We start from the raw sequence: 15,406 nt of genomic DNA, 5'->3' as shown, positions 1-15,406 counted from the left end.
GCATGCCGGGGGGCACCTTGCTGCGACAGGACACGACCATGACCGCACGGACCGGCTGCCAGGGTTGCCGCGATGGAGCCGAACTCGACTTCACCTTCACCATGGCGTTCCAGCCGATTCTCGACCTCGCGGCGAACCGTGTCTGGGGCTACGAGGCGCTGGTGCGCGGCACGGGTGGCGAATCGGCCGCCTCGATCCTCGGCCGCGTGACGCCGGAAACCGTCTACCGCTTCGACCAGGCCGCGCGGGTGAAGGCGATCGAACTCGCCGGACGCCTGTTTCCCACGGACGACGCGACCCGCCTGTCGATCAACTTCATGCCGAACGCCGTCTACGAGCCGGCGGCCTGCATCCGCTCGTCCCTGGAGGCGGCCCGCAAGGCCGGTTTCGCCCACGACCGGATCATGTTCGAATTCACCGAGAACGAGAAGTTCCGCGACACCGCCCACGTCTCGCGCATCGTCGCCGAGTACCGGCGCCAGGGCTTCCTGACCGCCCTCGACGATTTTGGCGCGGGCTTCGCAGGCCTGAGCCTGCTGGCGAACTTCCAGCCCGACCTCATCAAGATCGACATGGACCTGCTGCGCGGCATCGACACCGACCGGCGCCGCCAGATCATCGTCGCGGGCATCATCGGCATCGCCCGCTCCCTGGACATCGCGATCATCGCCGAGGGCGTGGAGACGGCGTCCGAGCTCGACACCCTGCGCAGCCTCGGTGCGAGCCTGTTCCAGGGCTACCACTTCGCCAAGCCCCATCTGGAGGCGCTGCCCCCGGTCCGCGGCTTCCCGGTGGCCGGCTCTCCGGCGGGTGGGTATGCCCGCGCGCATGTGGCTTGAGCCGGCCATCGAGATCTCCGTCGGTCCGCCTCAGCGCGCCGGCATCGGCATGGGGGCGCCCGGGGCCGCGTTGGCCGCCGAGTCGCCGGCCGAGGCGATGGCCAGCATGTTCAGGAGCTTGGTCACGGAGGCCTGCGAGATCGTGGTCACGGTGGAGGCCGGGTCGGCATTGACCGCCTGGAACTTCTGGTAGGTCTTGTCGCCGTAGATCTCGGAGAGGTGCTTCAGCTCGTCGAGGCTGAACTTTTCGGCATAGGCCTTCGACAGGCCGTCGAGCATGGTCTCGCGCTGCTTGTCGAATTCGGCGCGGATCTCCTTGCGCACGGCCTCGGCCTTGTCCTCCTTCATCGGCGCCACGGTCTTCTCGAGGGCGCCCGTGAAGCCGACCTCCAGGTTCTTGATCGTGGTCTTCTGCACCAGGTCCTTGGCGACGGCGATGCGCTCGGCGGCATCGTCGGCGCGGGCGGCGATGGGCAGGCACAGGGCGGTGGTCAGGCAGAGGGTGGCGAGCAGGCGCGTCATCGTGGCGTGTCCTCGGAGATTCTTGTTGTGAGCCCGGCGCCGGGCGGCGGCGGGCGCCGCCCTCTACCCCACTTGCGCGGGGTTTGGGAGGCGGCGCAGGCTCACACCCGCTCGATGATGGTGGCGGTGCCCATGCCGGCACCGATGCAGAGGGTGACCAGGGCGCGCTCCTTGCCGGTGCGCTCCAGTTCGTCGAGCACCGTGCCGAGGATCATCGCGCCGGTGGCGCCCAGCGGATGGCCCATGGCGATGGCGCCGCCGCAGACGTTGATCTTGGCCGGGTCGACGTCGAAGGCCTGCTGGAACCGCAGCACCACCGCGGCGAAGGCCTCGTTGACCTCGAAGAGGTCGATGTCGGCCAGGCTCATGCCGGCCCGCGCCAGGACCTTCTTCGTCACGTCCACCGGGCCGGTGAGCATGAGGGCCGGGTCCGAGCCGATATTCGCGAAGGCGCGGATGCGGGCGCGGGGCCTCAGGCCCGCGGCGCTGCCGGCCTCGGCCGAGCCGATCAGCACGGCGGCGGCGCCGTCGACGATGCCCGACGAGTTGCCGGCATGGTGGACGTGGTTGACGGTCTCCACGTCCGGATGGGCGTCGATGGCCACCGCGTCGAACCCGCCCATCTGGCCCATCTGGACGAAGGAGGCCTTGAGCTGTCCCAGCGACTGCATGTCGGTGGACGGCCGCATGTGCTCGTCGTTGGCCAGCAGCGTGATGCCGTTGATGTCCCGCACCGGCACGACCGCGTTGGCGAAGCGGCCCTCGGCCCAGGAGGCGGCCGAGCGCTTCTGCGACTCGACGGCGTAGGCGTCGCAATCGTCGCGGCTGAAGCCGTATTTCGAGGCGATGAGGTCGGCCGACACGCCCTGGGGCATGAAGTAGGACTTGATCGCGATGGCCGGATCCACCGGCCAGGCGCCGCCCGAGGCGCCGAGGCCGACGCGGCTCATGGACTCGACGCCGCCGCCCACCGTCAGGTCGTGCTGGCCGGCCATCACCTGCGCGGCGGCGAAGTTCACCGCGTCGAGGCCCGAGGCGCAGAAGCGGTTGATCTGCACGCCCGGCACGTGCGTGCCGTAATCGGCCACCAGGGCCGCCGCGCGGGCGATGTCGCCGCCGGCCTCGCCCACCGGATCGACGCAGCCGAGCACCACGTCGTCGACGCGGCGCGTGTCGAGGTCGTTGCGCTCCTTGAGGGCGCGGAGCGCCACCTCGGCGAGGCGCAGGGCCGTCACCTCGTGGAGCGAGCCATCGGGCTTGCCGCGGCCCCGCGGGGTGCGGACATGGTCGTAGATGAAGGCCTCGGGCATGCGTGTCCTCGTTCTCTTGACCCTGGCGGCGCAGGCAGTCCCCCTCCCCCTTGCGGGGAGGGGTTAGGGGTGGGGGTGGCGCCGCCAGCCTCGGCCGACGGAGGGTCGCCCAACCACCCCCACCTCCGGCTCCTCCCCGCAAGGGGGAGGAGGGGGCGTCGCGACGGTCTAAAACGCCTCGGGGCTGAGCGCCATCGTGGTTTCCGATCCGGCCTTGATCCGCACCAGCCGGGTCGCGGTCTCGGGCAGGAGGCGCTCCATGTAGAAGCGGCCCACCACCAGCTTGGCGGCCATCGCCTCGGACGGGCTTTCCGCCTGCCGCGCCAGGGCGGCCTTGGCGATGCGCGCCCACATGTAGCCCATGGCCACGAGTCCGAGCAGGTGCATGTAGTCGGTGGCACCGGCGCCGGCATTGTCGGGCTTCGTGAAGGCGTTCTGCATGAACCACATGGTGGCGCCCTGCAGGTCGTTGAGGCCGGCCTGGAGGGGCGCGACGTAGGGCTTCATCGCCGCGTCCTCGCCGTGGTCCTTGATGAAGGTCTGCACTTCGCCGAGGAAGGTCATCATCGCCCGCCCGCCGTCCTTGGGCAGCTTGCGGCCGATGAGGTCCATGGCCTGGATGCCGTTGGCGCCCTCGTAGATCATCGCGATGCGGGCATCGCGCACGAACTGCGACATGCCCCATTCCTCGATGTAGCCGTGGCCGCCGAACATCTGCTGGGCCTCGACCGCATTGGCGAACCCCCGGTCGGTCAGCACGCCCTTCACCACCGGGGTCATCAGGCCCATGTGGTCCTCGGCGTTCTGCCGTTCGGTCGCATCGTCGGACCGGTGTCCGATATCGGCCTGGAGCGCGGTCCAGAGCACGAGGGCGCGGGCGGCCTCGTTGAAGGCGCGGATGCCCATCAGGGTCCGGCGCACGTCGGGATGGACGATGATCGGGTCGGCAGCCTTCTCGGGCGCCTTGGCGCCGGTCAGGGCACGGCCCTGGAGCCGGTCCTTGGCATAGGCGACCGCGTTCTGGTAGGCGACCTCGGACTGGCCGAGACCCTGAACGCCGACCGCGAGGCGGGCCTCGTTCATCATCACGAACATCGCGTTCAGGCCGCGATTCTCCTGCCCGACGAGCCAGCCCTTCGCCCCGTCGTAGTTCATGACGCAGGTCGAGTTGCCGTGGATGCCCATCTTGTGCTCGAGGGAGCCGCAGGAGACCGGGTTGCGTTCGCCGACCGAGCCGTCCGCGTTCACCAGGAACTTCGGCACCACGAAGAGCGAGATGCCCTTGGTGCCGGCCGGCGCGCCCTCGATGCGGGCGATCACCAGATGGATGATGTTCTCCGACAGGTCGTGCTCGCCGGCCGAGATGAAGATCTTGGTGCCGGTGAGGCTGTAGGAGCCGTCGCCGTTCGGCACGGCCTTCGTCTTGAGGAGCCCGAGATCCGTGCCGCAATGCGGCTCGGTGAGGTTCATGGTGCCGGTCCAGGCACCCTCCACCATCTTCGGCAGGTAAAGGGCCTTCTGCTCGTCCGACCCATGCACCACGAGGGCCGCCATCGCCCCCTGGGTCAGGCCCGGATACATGCCGAGCGCGAGGTTGGCCCCGGAGGCGAATTCCTGGATCGCCGTGTTCAGGGTGTGGGGCAGGGCCTGGCCGCCATATTCCTCAGGCATCGAAAGCCCCATCCAGCCGCCGCCCGCATAGGCGTCGTAGGCGGCCTTGAAGCCCTTCGGGGTGGTGACGCTGCCATCGGGATGCCGGGTGCAGCCTTCCCGATCGCCGACCGGGTTGAGCGGCGCGAGCACGGTCTCGGCGAGCTTGGCGCCCTCGTTGAGAACCGCCTCCATCACGTCCGGCGACGCATCCGAGAAACCGCGCAAATTGTCGTAGCGGTGGAAACCGAGCACGTCGTTCAGCAGGAACAGGACGTCCTCGACCGGTGCCTTGTAGCTTGGCATCGCGCATCATCTCCCGGAAACGGCTGCGTTCCTGGACGGCCTTCCGACCGCCGGCGCACCTGATGGTTCACATATAAACTATTTTTCGAGGGGCGAAAGGGGGTCGCGGCGCGCCTCGCGAGAATCATGCACGAGACATCAATCGGTGGCGCCTTAACTGCCTGTTTACCAAGACTACCAAATGTCGGGGAGCACGGGTCCGTCGTTAACCCCTCCCTCGTTTTCGCGTGGCGGGGCCACGCGCGGATCGAGCCATGGACTTCGCCGAGTCAGGTTTGACGATGACACGCAACGCGACCCTCGACCTCGAAGGCTTCGATCCCGACGTGCTCGAAGCGGCGCGGGACATGGCGCGCCGCGCCGGAATTCCGGTCGAGACCTGGATCGCGTCGATCGTCGAGCCCGACACCCGCGGAGACAAGGCCCCCACCGCGACGGCGCCCTCGCGGCCGCCGGCAGCCGAGGCAGCCCAGACCGCCGCGCCGTCGAGCCCGGTCGAGGTCAGGTCCACCACGCCGACCGCCGGAATCCGCCCCGGCAAGAACGCCGCCCTCACCGAGATGATGCGCCGGCTGGACGGGATCGACCAGCGCATCGGGTCCGAGGCGCCCATCCCGGCGGCGCCCGCGCTCCCGCAGGCCGAATCGGCCTCCGAGATGGCGCAGCGCCTCGCCGAAATCGAGCGCCGCATGACGGAGATCGGCGAGCAGCTCGCCACGCCGCGTCCCCTCGGCCGCCGCGGCCGGCCCGCCGTCACCGAGATCCGCGACGCGGTCACCGAGATCCGCCAGCGCCAGCGCGAGCTGGCCGGTGCTCCGGCGGCCTCCGCACCGGCTCAGGCTGCTTCGCCGGCGCCCGGCGTCGATGCGCCCGCCATCGCCGAACTCCAGAGCGAGACGACACGCCTGCGCGAATCGATCGGCAGCCTCGCCAGCGGCCGCGACGTCGGCGCGCTGGAGAAAGCGATGCAGACCCTCGCGGCCGGCGTCCAGAAGGCGCAGGCCCCGGCCGACCTCGCGGCCATCGCCGCCCCGATCGAGGCCATCCGCGCCCAGGTGGAGCGCCTGGCCGAGGATGTCGCCGAGAACGTGCATGCCCGCGTCGCCGCCGATGTCGAATGCCTCGCCGCCAGGATGAACGGCACGCTCCAGGGCGTGCCCTCCGGCCTCGCCGAGCAGGACGTCGTGGCCGGCCTGTTCCGGGAACTCGACGAGATCCGTCGCCTGATCGGTGCGCTCGCCGGACCGGAGCGGATCCAGAGCCTCGCCGCCGGCATCCAGGCCATCAGCAATCAGGTCTCTCAGATCCAGGCCGGTATGCCCGGCGAGGGCATGGCGGAGCTGCGCCCCTTGCTTGAGGAGATCCGGATCGGATTGCGGTCGGGCACCGATGCTGGCATCGGCGAGCAGATCCAGCAGATGGACGCCAAGCTCGACGCCCTTCGCGGGGTGGGGCCGATGGCCGCCCACCAGGATTCCGACATCATCCTCCACCGGATCGACGCCCTGTCCGAGAAGGTCGACCGGGTCAGCATCAATCCCGTCGGAGACCTGATCGGACGCCTCGAGGATATCGGCGCGACCCTGCGCCGGCCGGCGCAGCCGGACGAGAATCTCGCCTCCATTCACGGCATGCTCCACGAGCTGACGGTCAAGCTCGACCGGATCGGCACGGGCGAGGGTCCGCGCGACGAAGGTCTCGACGCCCTGGAGCAACAGGTGCTGGCCCTGGCCGAGCGCATCGACACCCGCGATGCCGATCCGGCGCTGGCCGGGCTCGAGCGCACCATGACCGACCTCCTCGACCAGGTCTCTGCCCTGCGGGCGGAGGCGCCGATGGAAGCCGCCGTCGAGCGCGCGGCCCGCAACGCGGTCGCGGAGACCATGGGTGCGGCCGTCGAGACCGGCGAAGTCGCGCTTCTTCGGGCGAGCCTCGCGGACCTGCGCGCCCATCAGGTCGCCTCCGAGCAGCGGATGCAGTCGACGCTGACGGGCGTCTATTCCGCCCTCGAGCGGCTGGTGGGACGCATCGGCCCGACCGATCCGGATGCTCCGCTCGCCCTCACGCCCCGGATGCAACGGGATGTCGCCAAGGACCTCGTCCGGGAGCTGTCCAAGGAGCCGGGTGCCGAGCATCCCGCCGGAACAGCACCGTCGCGCCGTCCGGACGCGATGCGGGCCGAGCGCCCCCAGGTCTCGGGTCCCGACCTGCCGCTGGAGCCGGGCGCCGGGCGACCGGGCCGTGATCGCGCCGCGGGTCGGATCGAGCCGAGCGACGCCGGCGCAGCCGACAGCGACATCAAGACCAGCTTCATCGCTGCCGCCCGGCGCGCGGCCCAGGCGGCCCAGGCCGAGGCCGCGGGCCAGACCGGCGCCTCCGACGCCGAGGGCAACCGCGACGGCGCCGATGCCGGCCTGCGCGGAGGTCGCCTCGCGCGCTTCCGGAGCGGCGTCGATCGCCGCCGGAAGCCGCTCCTCCTCGGCCTCGCCGCGGTGGTCCTCCTCCTCGGCGCGCTGCAGGCCCTGAACGCCCGCCGGAGCGCCGGCACCGAGACGCCTGCGGCCGAGCCGGTCGCCGCCGTCTCGACCCCCGCTGGCCCTGTCGCCGCCGGGACCGATGCCGCGAGCAAGTCCCAGGAGAGCAAGTCAGAGGACGGAAAGGCCGCGGCCCCGCCCGTCGCCGATCCGCAGACGACGCAGAGCCTCGCCGAGAGCGCGCCCGCCAAGGCGGCGGGATCTCCTGCGTCCCGCTCCGCGGTGCCGCGGGTGACCACGATGGCCGGCATCTCCGCCGACCTCGCGGTGGTGCCGCCCGCCCTGGTCAAGCTGCGCCAAGCCGCCCTCGACGGCGACGGTGCGGCCGCCTACGACCTCGGCATGCGGGCCGCCGAAGGCCGCGGAATGGCACGTGATCCCGCGCTGGCGGTGAGGATCTTCGAGCAGATCGCGGCGAGCGGCTTCGCGCCGGCGCAGTACAAGCTCGGCAGCCTCTACGAGAAGGGCGTCGGCGTCGCCCGCGACCTGAACCAGGCCAAGCTCTGGTACGGGCGCGCCGCCGAGCTCGGCAACGCCCGGGCCATGCACAACCTCGCGGTGATCTACGCCGAGAATCCGGCTGCCGGCGGCAAGCCCGATTTCGCCACCGCCTCGCTCTGGTTCAAGCGCGCCGCCGAATTCGGCCTCCGCGACAGCCAGTACAATCTCGCGGTGCTCTACGCCCGCGGCATGGGCGTCCAGCAGGATCTCGCACAGTCCTTCCTTTGGTTCTCCGCCGCCGCGGCGCAGGGCGACGAGGACGCCGCGAAGAAGCGCGACGACGTGGCCGCCAAGCTCGATGTGAAGGCCCTGGCCGCCGCGCGCGCGCAGGTCGCGGCGTTCAAGCCCAAGGTGCCGGAGCCGGCATCCAACGAGATCCCGGCGCCCCTGCCGACCGAGAACACCATGAGCCTGCTCGGGGCACCGGCGCCCTCGGGCAACGTTCCGCCGGCGCGGCGGATCTGACAGACGCGCGGTCTCGGAGATGCGAGCTTCTGCCGCCGCTCCGCGGTGCAGCGAACCCGGTGCCCCGGCGTTGTCCGAGGAATGGTTCCCGGATCATACGGGTCGGGTAATCCATTCCGAAGCGAAGGCGGCCTCCGCGGGGCGGCCCTGAAGAGCGGTGAGCCGATGGCGCGCGTGACGACGGTTCCACCGGCCGCCCTGATCCTGGGCGTCGCCGGGCTGATTCCGTTCCTAGGCTTCGCCCTGCTCGCCTATAGCGGCTCCGATGGCGGTCTCGGCACCATCGGCCTCAGCCCACGCCTGGTGCTCTCGACCTACGGCGCCGTCATCGCATCGTTCCTCGGCGGGATCCGCTGGGGTGCGGCCGCCGCCCGCAATTCTGGGGGAGCCGACTACGCCATCGCGATCCTGCCCTCGTTGATCGCCTGGGCGGCGCTCGCCGCGCCGATGCCGTGGGATCTGCGCATCCTCGGCATTCTCGTGCTCGCCTGGGGCGTCGTCGACCAGGACCTGCCGCGGCGCGGGCTCGTCCCGGTCTGGCTCGGGCGCCTGCGGCTGGCCCTGTCCGGGGTCGCGGGGGCCTCGCTGCTGATCGCGGCCTGAGCCGGCTCCGCCTCAATCCTTGCTCAGCATCGTCTTTCCGATGGCGAAGACGCGGCCATCCCCGAGGAGATGGGCCGTGAAGCCGGCCGGAAACAGCGGCTCGAAGGCGGCGTTGCGGACATTGAGTCCTCCCGCATAGGCGCCGAAGGCCGGCATGATCAGGCGGCGCCCGTCGGTGACGAAGCAGCGCCGGCGCACCGCGCGGCCCCGCATGGCGACCTTGCCGCAGGGATGCAGGTGACCGGCGACCTCGCCGTCGGGAGCGTCGACGGTCGGCTCGTGCCGCAGGGTCAGGCCGCCGACCATCAGGGTCTCGGCGTAGCGTCCGCCGACGCCTTCGCTCACCGCGTGGTCATGGTTGCCGGCGATCCAGACCCAGTCGCGCCCCTCCTGCAGGGCAGCCACCATGGCGCGGTCGCCGGGCTCCATTCGCTCGGGACCGCGCGAGTCGTGGAAGGAATCGCCCAGCGCGACCACGCAGGCCGGGTCCAGACGGGCGATCACCTCGTGCAGGCAGGCCAGGGTCTCGCGGGTGTCGTAGGGTGGCAGGAACTGGCCGGACCGGGCCGCAAAGGCCGAGCCCTTCTCCAGGTGGAGGTCGGACACGATCAGGGTGCGGTGCTGCGCGAGCCAGAGGCCACCGCAGAGGTCGAGGGCGAGGGTTTCGCCAGCAAGGGTCAGGCCGGGGGCCCGGGTGGTTTTCTCAAGTCTCTGGCCGAGCGCCAAAACCGCATCCTCTGCGTTCGGGGCAGGGCGTTTCACCACACGCTCAGGCCAGCGCTTCTTCGAGCAACTGGGCCTCGGCTTCGGCCAAAATCTCGTCGGCGCCCTCGCCGTAGACCCGTTCGCGCCCGATCTCGAGCATGACGGAGACGGAGAGCGGCGAGACGCGATCGAGCGCCTTGTGGATGATTCGCCCCTGGATGCGCCTCAACATCATACCGAGGCGCTTCACGTCGAGGAGTCCGGTTGCCGCATCCTGGCGCGCCGCCTTCAGGAGGAGGTGGTCGGGCTGGTGCTTGCGCAGCACGTCGTAGACCAGATCGGTCGAGATCGTGACCTGGCGCCCGGTCTTGGCCTGCCCGGGATAGCGCCGCTCGATCAGACCGGCGATCACGGCGCATTGTCGGAAGGTGCGCTTCATCATGGCGGATTCGTCGAGCCAGGCCTCGAGGTCGTCGCCGAGCATGTCCTCGGCGAACAGCGTCTCGAGGAAGTCCGGTTCGCGGCCGATCCGCTCGCCGACGTCCCGGTTGAGCCAGATGGCGATACCGTAATCGTTGGCGGCGAAGCCCAGGGGCCGCATCCGGGCCCGTTCGAGGCGTCGGGTGAGCAGCATGCCGAGGGTCTGATGCGCGAGCCGCCCCTCGAAGGGGAAGGCGGTGATGTAGTAGCGCCCCGCCCGCGGGAAGGTCTCGACCAGCAGGTCGCGCTCACCCGGCAGGAGCGAGCGGCTGCGCTGCTGCAGGAGGTAGGAGGCCACCTGCTTCGGCAGGCGGTCCCACTCGAACGGGTCGGCGATCAGCGCACGGACCCGCGCGGCGAGGAAGGTCGAGAGCGGGAACTTGGCGCCCGCATAGGAGGGAATCGCCGGGTCCGTGCCCGGCCCGGCCCGGGTCGCCAGCGCTTCGTCCTCGGACAGGCCCTCGAAGCGCAGGACCTCGCCGGCGAACAGGAAGGTGTCGCCGGGCGTCAGGGTATCGGCGAAATCCTCCTCGATCTCGCCGAGCACCCGCCCGCCCTTGGGCAGGATCGCACCGGGCTTGCCGCGCACGCCGCGGGCGAGGCGGACCTTCACCTTGGCGGATTCCACGATGGTGCCAACGTTCATCCGGTACTGCTGGGCGATGCGGGCGTCGCGCACCCGCCACAGGCCGTCCGGTCCGCGGAGAATCTTCGCGAAGCGTTCGTAGGCGCGCAGCGCGTAGCCGCCGGTGGCGACGTAATCAACCACCGCCTCGAAATCTTCCCAGGACAGCCCCGCGTAGGGCGCCGCCGAGACGATCTCCTCGTAGAGCTGAACCGGATCGAAGGCGTCGGCGCAGGCCATGCCGAGGACGTGCTGGGCCAGCACGTCGGGGGCGCCGAGGCGTGCATCGGGCGTGTCCTGAGCGGCGGCCTCGACGGCGTCAAGGGCGGCCTGACACTCGAGCATCTCGAACCGGTTGGCCGGGACCAGGTAGGCCTTCGACGGCTCGTCCATGCGGTGGTTGGCGCGGCCGATGCGCTGCATGATCCGGCTCGCCCCTTTCGGCGCCCCGATATTGACGACGAGGTCGACGTCGCCCCAGTCGATGCCGAGGTCGAGGGTGGCGGTGCAGACGATCGCCCGCAGCTGGCCCGCCGCCATGGCGGCCTCGACCCGGCGACGCTGCGTGGCATCGAGCGAGCCGTGATGCAGGGCGATGGGATAGTTGGCGTCGTTGATCCGCCAGAGCTCCTGGAAGGTGTACTCCGCCTGGAGGCGGGTGTTGACGAAGACCAGCACCGTGCGGTGCCGCCCGATCAGGTCGTAGATCGCCGGCATCGCCTGCCAGGCCGTGTGGCCGGCCAGCGGCAGGGTCAGCCCGGTATCGAGCATGTGGAGGTCGGGCGCCGCGCCGCCCTTGACCACGACGAGCTCCGCCATGGCGACCGGCGATCCCGTCGTGGATGGAGCCGGGTTCGCCCGCTGCGGCACCAGATACCGGCGCAACTCGTCCGGCTCGCGCACGGTGGCGGAGAGGCCGATCGCCGTGAGGCCTGGGCTGAGGCGGTGCAGGCGAGCGAGCGCCAGGGAGAGGAGGTCGCCGCGCTTCGACGTGACGAGGGCGTGCAACTCGTCGAGGACGACGCAGGACAGGTCGGCGAAGAGCTCCGCCGCCTCGCGATGGGCGATGAGCAGGGCGAGCTGTTCCGGCGTGGTCAGCAGGATGTCGGGCGGGCGCGCGATCTGCCGGGTGCGCTTGTGCGAGGGCGTATCGCCGGTGCGGGTCTCGACGCGCACGGTCAAGCCCATCTCGGCGATGGGCGCGTCGAGGTTGCGGGCGATGTCGACGGCGAGCGCCTTCAGGGGCGAAACGTAGAGCGTGTGCAGTCCGCGCGGCTTCGCCGAGGCCGGTCGCCCCGCCAGGGCGGTCAGGCTCGGCAGGAAGCCCGCCAGCGTCTTGCCGGCGCCCGTCGGCGCCACGAGGAGGGCCGAGCTTCCGCGTCCGACGATGTCGAGAAGCTCGAGCTGGTGGGGGCGGGGTGCCCAGCCGCGCGCGGAGAACCACGCGGCGAAGCGCTCGGGCAGCGGCGATGCGGTGGCGCGCTTGCTCAGGCCAGGGCCATCAGGAAGCGGTCGATGAGCTCCAGCGCCCGCTCGGACATCGCCCCGGGATAGCGCACGAAGATGTGGCAGCCGCCCGGATAGATCGCCGTGTGTCCACCATTTCCGGCCGCCGCCCAGCGGGCCGACATGTAGAGCGTGTCGTCGAGGAGCGGATCGTGGGTGCCCACCGTGAACAGGGCCGGGGGCAGGCCCTTGAGGTTGGCATAGACCGGCGAGACGTCGGGCCGGCGGCGATCGATGCCTTCGCGGACATAGACGTTGGCGAAATTGGTGAGGTCCTGGGTGTTCACCACCAGGCGGTCAGTGCCCCAGTTACGCACGCTCGGGGTCAGGCCGAGGTCGAAGAAGCCGGCATTGAGGTTGGCGCCCCGGAAGGCGCGGGACAGGGCGTGCCTGTCACGCAGGCGCAGCAGCACCATCACGGCGAGCTGCGCGCCGGCCGATTCGCCGCCGATGGTCAGGGCCGAGATGCCGAACTCGGCCCGACCGGCACCGGCGAGCCAGAGGGCCGCGGCCTCGCAATCCTCGAGGGCGGCCGGGTAGGGATGCTCGGGGGCCAGGCGGTACTCCACCGAAAGGCACACGAAGCCGCAGGCGTCGGCGATCCGCTCCAACCACGGGTCCTGCTCGTCGGCCGATCCCCAGACCCAGCCGCCGCGATGGATATGCAGGTAGGCGCCGCGCAGCTTGGCCCATTTCCGCGCGTCGGGCCGGATCACGCGCAACTGCAGAGGACCGCCGGGGCCGTCGATCGTGAGGGTTTCGGCGCGGGCGCTGCGTGGCATGGCCGGCGAGGCCTGCGTGCCCTGGCGGCGGCGCGCGCGAACCTCGGTCATCGGGATCGACCACGGGTCGACCTGCGCGGCGTGCGCGGCCACGATCTCGGCGTTCAGGCGCTTCGTGTCGGGATCGATCATCGCCGGATCGAACAGGGCGTGGTCGATCATGGAACGGTTCGTTTCATCAACGGGTCAGTCTGCGGGGCGCGAGTCGGTCCGGGGAAGGGATCGCGTCCCTAAGATGGGCCGGTCCAGGCAACGGGACCATCCGTCCGCTGGGTGAAAACGCCTAACGCTCCCGCATGTGTCGGCTTTCGTGCAAACTGTGTCGCTTGCGTCACGGTTCCGCCGGGTTCACGGGGTTGAGAGGCGAACATCGCACGACCTCAGGACACCCCCCGGGACACCCATGACGCTCGACCACGATCCGCGCCGCCCGCCGCCCTATGGGGGCCAGCCCTATGCCGGCGCGCCGTTCCCCGACCAGGGGCGGCGCTCGGCCCTGCGTCGCTTCCTCGGCGGCTCGCCCGCCACCGTGTTCATGAAGCTGCTGTTCCTGTCGGTGCTGGTCGGTGCCGTGATGGCGACCCTCGGCGTCACCCCTGGTCTGCTGTTCTGGCACGCCTACGACGCGGTGCGGACCCTGATCGACCTCGGCCTCGCCACCTTCCACGATTTCGGCCGCTGGATCCTGGCCGGCGCGGTCGTGGTGGTGCCGCTCTGGCTCCTGTCGCGCTTCTTCGCCGTATCGAAGTAACGGGATCCGATGTCATCGACGAAAAGGGGCCGGTGTTTCCACCGGCCCCTTGAGAACAGTCAGGACGCGTAGGGTGCGTTCAGCGCTGGACGATGACCTTCGCACCGACCTTGGCGCGGGTATAGAGATCGGCCACGTCGTCGTTGGTCATGCGGATGCAGCCCGAGGACACGGCGGTGCCGATCGTCTCCGGCTCGTTCGAGCCGTGGATGCGGTAGATCGAGTTGCCGAGGTACATGGCGCGGGCGCCGAGCGGGTTCTCGATGCCGCCCTTCATGAAGCGCGGCAGGTCGGGACGACGGCGCAGCATCTCGGCCGGCGGACGCCAATCGGGCCACTCGCGCTTCATGGTGATGGTCTGCACGCCACCCCAGGTGAAGCCGGGCCGGCCGACGCCGACGCCGTAGCGCAGGGCCTTGCCGTCGCCGAGCACGTAGTAGAGGCGCCGTTCGCCGGTGGAGACTACGATGGTGCCCGGGGCATAGCCGCCGGCATAGGCGACTTCCTCGCGCTGGATCGCGGACATCTGCGGCACGGCGGAGGACGGCGCCATCGGGTCGGCGGCGGGCAGGGAGGCGTTGGCGGTGGGGAGCGCGACGGGCTCGTTCTGCGGCCGCACCCGGATGACCAGGGCGTTATCGAGCGGCTGACGGGTCAGCGGGTCGATCTCGTAGGCGGCGGCGGGCGAAGCCCACGCGCCCAGCGCGCAGACGAGCCCGGTCAGGGCGGGGGCGAAACGGCGCATCGGAGCCTCTCAAAGGCGAACGTATTCTGTGGAAACGGCTTGGAAAACTTGACGCACGTTACGGTGCGAAGTGTGCCCAAGACGTAAACGCTCACGCTCCAAAGCCAAGCCGAATTCGCACCGCAACGACGCTTGCCGCAGCGTCGTGATTTCATGGCAACACCGTGTCACCTTGGCCGTTCGGGCGGCTCTCAGACCGCGTCGAGGCCGAGGTCGATGATCGGTGCGCTGTGGGTGATCCAGCCGCACGAGATCAGGTCGACGCCGGAGGCCGCCACGGCCCCCACGGTTTCGCGGTTGATCCGCCCCGATGCCTCCGCGATGGCCCGCCCGTCGATCATCGCCACGGCCTCGGCGAGCTGCTGCGGGGACATGTTGTCGAGGAGCACAGCGTCGGCGTTCACCGAGAGGGCCTGCTCGAGTTGGGCCAGGGTGTCGACCTCCACCTCGATCTTCACGAGGTGGCCGGCATAGGCCCGTGCCCGTTCGATCGCCGGCACGATACCGCCGGCCACGGCGACGTGGTTGTCCTTGATCAGCACGGCGTCGTCGAGACCGTAGCGGTGGTTGGAGCCGCCCCCGGCGCGGACCGCGTGCTTCTCCAGGGCGCGCAGGCCCGGCGTCGTCTTGCGCGTGCAGACGATGCGGGCCTTGCCGTGGGGCCGGGCCGCCTCGACGAGGGAAGCGGTCGCGGTGGCGACCCCGGACATGCGGCACAGGAGGTTGAGGGCGACGCGCTCGGCGGTGAGGATGGCCCGGGCCGGCCCGGCGAGGCGGATCACCACGTCGCCGGGCTTCACCCGGGTGCCGTCGCCGCGCTCGACCGTCACGACGACGCTCGGATCGATCAGCCCGAAGGCGATCACCGCCGTGTCGACCCCGGAGATCACCCCGTCCTGACGGGCGGCGATGACGCTCTCCAGGCGGGCGCGGGCCGGCACGATGGCGTCGGTGGTGATGTCGCCGGCCCGGCCGAGATCTTCCAGCAGAGCCGCGCGGACGATCGGTTCCACCATCAGGCGGGGCAGGGGAGGCAGCTCTGAGGGATCGGACATGGTCCAGCTTCCGGTACGGAGGACGAG

At 70.5% G+C, this 15,406-nt stretch carries 12 protein-coding genes; 4 read left to right on the top strand and 8 right to left on the bottom strand.

From position 1 onward, the window contains the following. The first annotated feature begins 38 nt into the window (after window positions 1–38). On the top strand, window positions 39–839 hold the full coding sequence (locus AC0IWM_RS08690) for an EAL domain-containing protein (RefSeq protein WP_471754329.1): 801 nt from the start codon (window positions 39–41) through the stop codon (window positions 837–839). A 30-nt stretch (window positions 840–869) separates the two neighbouring features. Here the strand turns inward: AC0IWM_RS08690 and AC0IWM_RS08685 are convergent, their stop codons facing one another. The 3 genes from AC0IWM_RS08685 to AC0IWM_RS08675 all read right to left on the bottom strand — a co-directional run bounded on the left by AC0IWM_RS08685 (window position 870) and on the right by AC0IWM_RS08675 (window position 4,627). Continuing rightward, the gene (locus tag AC0IWM_RS08685) at window positions 870–1,361 is read right to left on the bottom strand and encodes a DUF2059 domain-containing protein (protein ID WP_471754327.1); all 492 of its coding nucleotides are present in this window, start codon (window positions 1,359–1,361) and stop codon (window positions 870–872) included. 101 nt (window positions 1,362–1,462) lie between these two features. After that, window positions 1,463–2,671, bottom strand: a complete 1,209-nt coding sequence (locus tag AC0IWM_RS08680; RefSeq protein ID WP_471754325.1) for an acetyl-CoA C-acetyltransferase — start codon at window positions 2,669–2,671, stop codon at window positions 1,463–1,465. A 168-nt stretch (window positions 2,672–2,839) separates the two neighbouring features. After that, the gene (locus AC0IWM_RS08675; RefSeq protein WP_471754323.1) at window positions 2,840–4,627 is read right to left on the bottom strand and encodes an acyl-CoA dehydrogenase C-terminal domain-containing protein; all 1,788 of its coding nucleotides are present in this window, start codon (window positions 4,625–4,627) and stop codon (window positions 2,840–2,842) included. Between the two features lie 281 nt (window positions 4,628–4,908). On the opposite strand from AC0IWM_RS08675, the gene AC0IWM_RS08670 reads away from it, so the two are divergent. After that, window positions 4,909–8,127: a hypothetical protein gene (locus AC0IWM_RS08670; RefSeq protein WP_471754321.1), complete on the top strand. Its 3,219-nt coding sequence runs from the start codon at window positions 4,909–4,911 to the stop codon at window positions 8,125–8,127. A gap of 165 nt (window positions 8,128–8,292) precedes the next feature. After that, window positions 8,293–8,730, top strand: coding sequence for a DUF3429 domain-containing protein (locus tag AC0IWM_RS08665; protein ID WP_471754319.1), 438 nt, complete (start codon window positions 8,293–8,295; stop codon window positions 8,728–8,730). Window positions 8,731–8,742: 12 nt separating this feature from the next. Here AC0IWM_RS08665 and pdeM read toward each other — a convergent pair whose 3' ends face one another. From pdeM to AC0IWM_RS08650, 3 genes are read right to left on the bottom strand one after another with little or no spacing between them, the layout of a single operon-like run. Next, window positions 8,743–9,456, bottom strand: coding sequence for a ligase-associated DNA damage response endonuclease PdeM (pdeM, locus tag AC0IWM_RS08660; protein WP_471754317.1), 714 nt, complete (start codon window positions 9,454–9,456; stop codon window positions 8,743–8,745). A gap of 43 nt (window positions 9,457–9,499) precedes the next feature. Continuing rightward, on the bottom strand, window positions 9,500–12,031 hold the full coding sequence (locus tag AC0IWM_RS08655; protein WP_471754610.1) for a ligase-associated DNA damage response DEXH box helicase: 2,532 nt from the start codon (window positions 12,029–12,031) through the stop codon (window positions 9,500–9,502). Further along, window positions 12,028–12,990: an alpha/beta hydrolase gene (locus AC0IWM_RS08650; RefSeq protein ID WP_471754315.1), complete on the bottom strand. Its 963-nt coding sequence runs from the start codon at window positions 12,988–12,990 to the stop codon at window positions 12,028–12,030. Before AC0IWM_RS08650 ends, AC0IWM_RS08655 begins: the two co-directional genes overlap by 4 nt. A 241-nt stretch (window positions 12,991–13,231) precedes the next feature. Between AC0IWM_RS08650 and AC0IWM_RS08645 the strand changes: the two genes are divergently transcribed. Beyond that, window positions 13,232–13,579, top strand: a complete 348-nt coding sequence (locus AC0IWM_RS08645; RefSeq protein ID WP_471754313.1) for a DUF6460 domain-containing protein — start codon at window positions 13,232–13,234, stop codon at window positions 13,577–13,579. A gap of 79 nt (window positions 13,580–13,658) precedes the next feature. Here AC0IWM_RS08645 and AC0IWM_RS08640 read toward each other — a convergent pair whose 3' ends face one another. Then, complete coding sequence (locus tag AC0IWM_RS08640; protein WP_471754311.1) at window positions 13,659–14,324, bottom strand: L,D-transpeptidase; 666 nt, start codon at window positions 14,322–14,324, stop codon at window positions 13,659–13,661. Window positions 14,325–14,515: 191 nt separating this feature from the next. Continuing rightward, window positions 14,516–15,379, bottom strand: coding sequence for a carboxylating nicotinate-nucleotide diphosphorylase (nadC, locus tag AC0IWM_RS08635; protein WP_471754309.1), 864 nt, complete (start codon window positions 15,377–15,379; stop codon window positions 14,516–14,518). Window positions 15,380–15,406 lie beyond the last annotated feature (27 nt).

The organism is Methylobacterium sp. AC433 (genome assembly GCF_979253015.1).
This window is presented reverse-complemented; position numbering and strand designations above follow the sequence as displayed.

Excerpts from the sequence above, each read along its gene's own strand:
- AC0IWM_RS08690 (WP_471754329.1), top strand. The coding sequence starts at position 39 with ATGACCGCACGGACCGGCTGCCAGGGTTGCCGCGATGGAGCCGAACTC.
- AC0IWM_RS08685 (WP_471754327.1), bottom strand. The coding sequence starts at position 1,361 with ATGACGCGCCTGCTCGCCACCCTCTGCCTGACCACCGCCCTGTGCCTG.
- AC0IWM_RS08680 (WP_471754325.1), bottom strand. The coding sequence starts at position 2,671 with ATGCCCGAGGCCTTCATCTACGACCATGTCCGCACCCCGCGGGGCCGC.
- AC0IWM_RS08675 (WP_471754323.1), bottom strand. The coding sequence starts at position 4,627 with ATGCCAAGCTACAAGGCACCGGTCGAGGACGTCCTGTTCCTGCTGAAC.
- AC0IWM_RS08670 (WP_471754321.1), top strand. The coding sequence starts at position 4,909 with ATGACACGCAACGCGACCCTCGACCTCGAAGGCTTCGATCCCGACGTG.
- AC0IWM_RS08665 (WP_471754319.1), top strand. The coding sequence starts at position 8,293 with ATGGCGCGCGTGACGACGGTTCCACCGGCCGCCCTGATCCTGGGCGTC.
- AC0IWM_RS08650 (WP_471754315.1), bottom strand. The coding sequence starts at position 12,990 with ATGATCGACCACGCCCTGTTCGATCCGGCGATGATCGATCCCGACACG.
- AC0IWM_RS08645 (WP_471754313.1), top strand. The coding sequence starts at position 13,232 with ATGACGCTCGACCACGATCCGCGCCGCCCGCCGCCCTATGGGGGCCAG.
- AC0IWM_RS08640 (WP_471754311.1), bottom strand. The coding sequence starts at position 14,324 with ATGCGCCGTTTCGCCCCCGCCCTGACCGGGCTCGTCTGCGCGCTGGGC.
- nadC (WP_471754309.1), bottom strand. The coding sequence starts at position 15,379 with ATGTCCGATCCCTCAGAGCTGCCTCCCCTGCCCCGCCTGATGGTGGAA.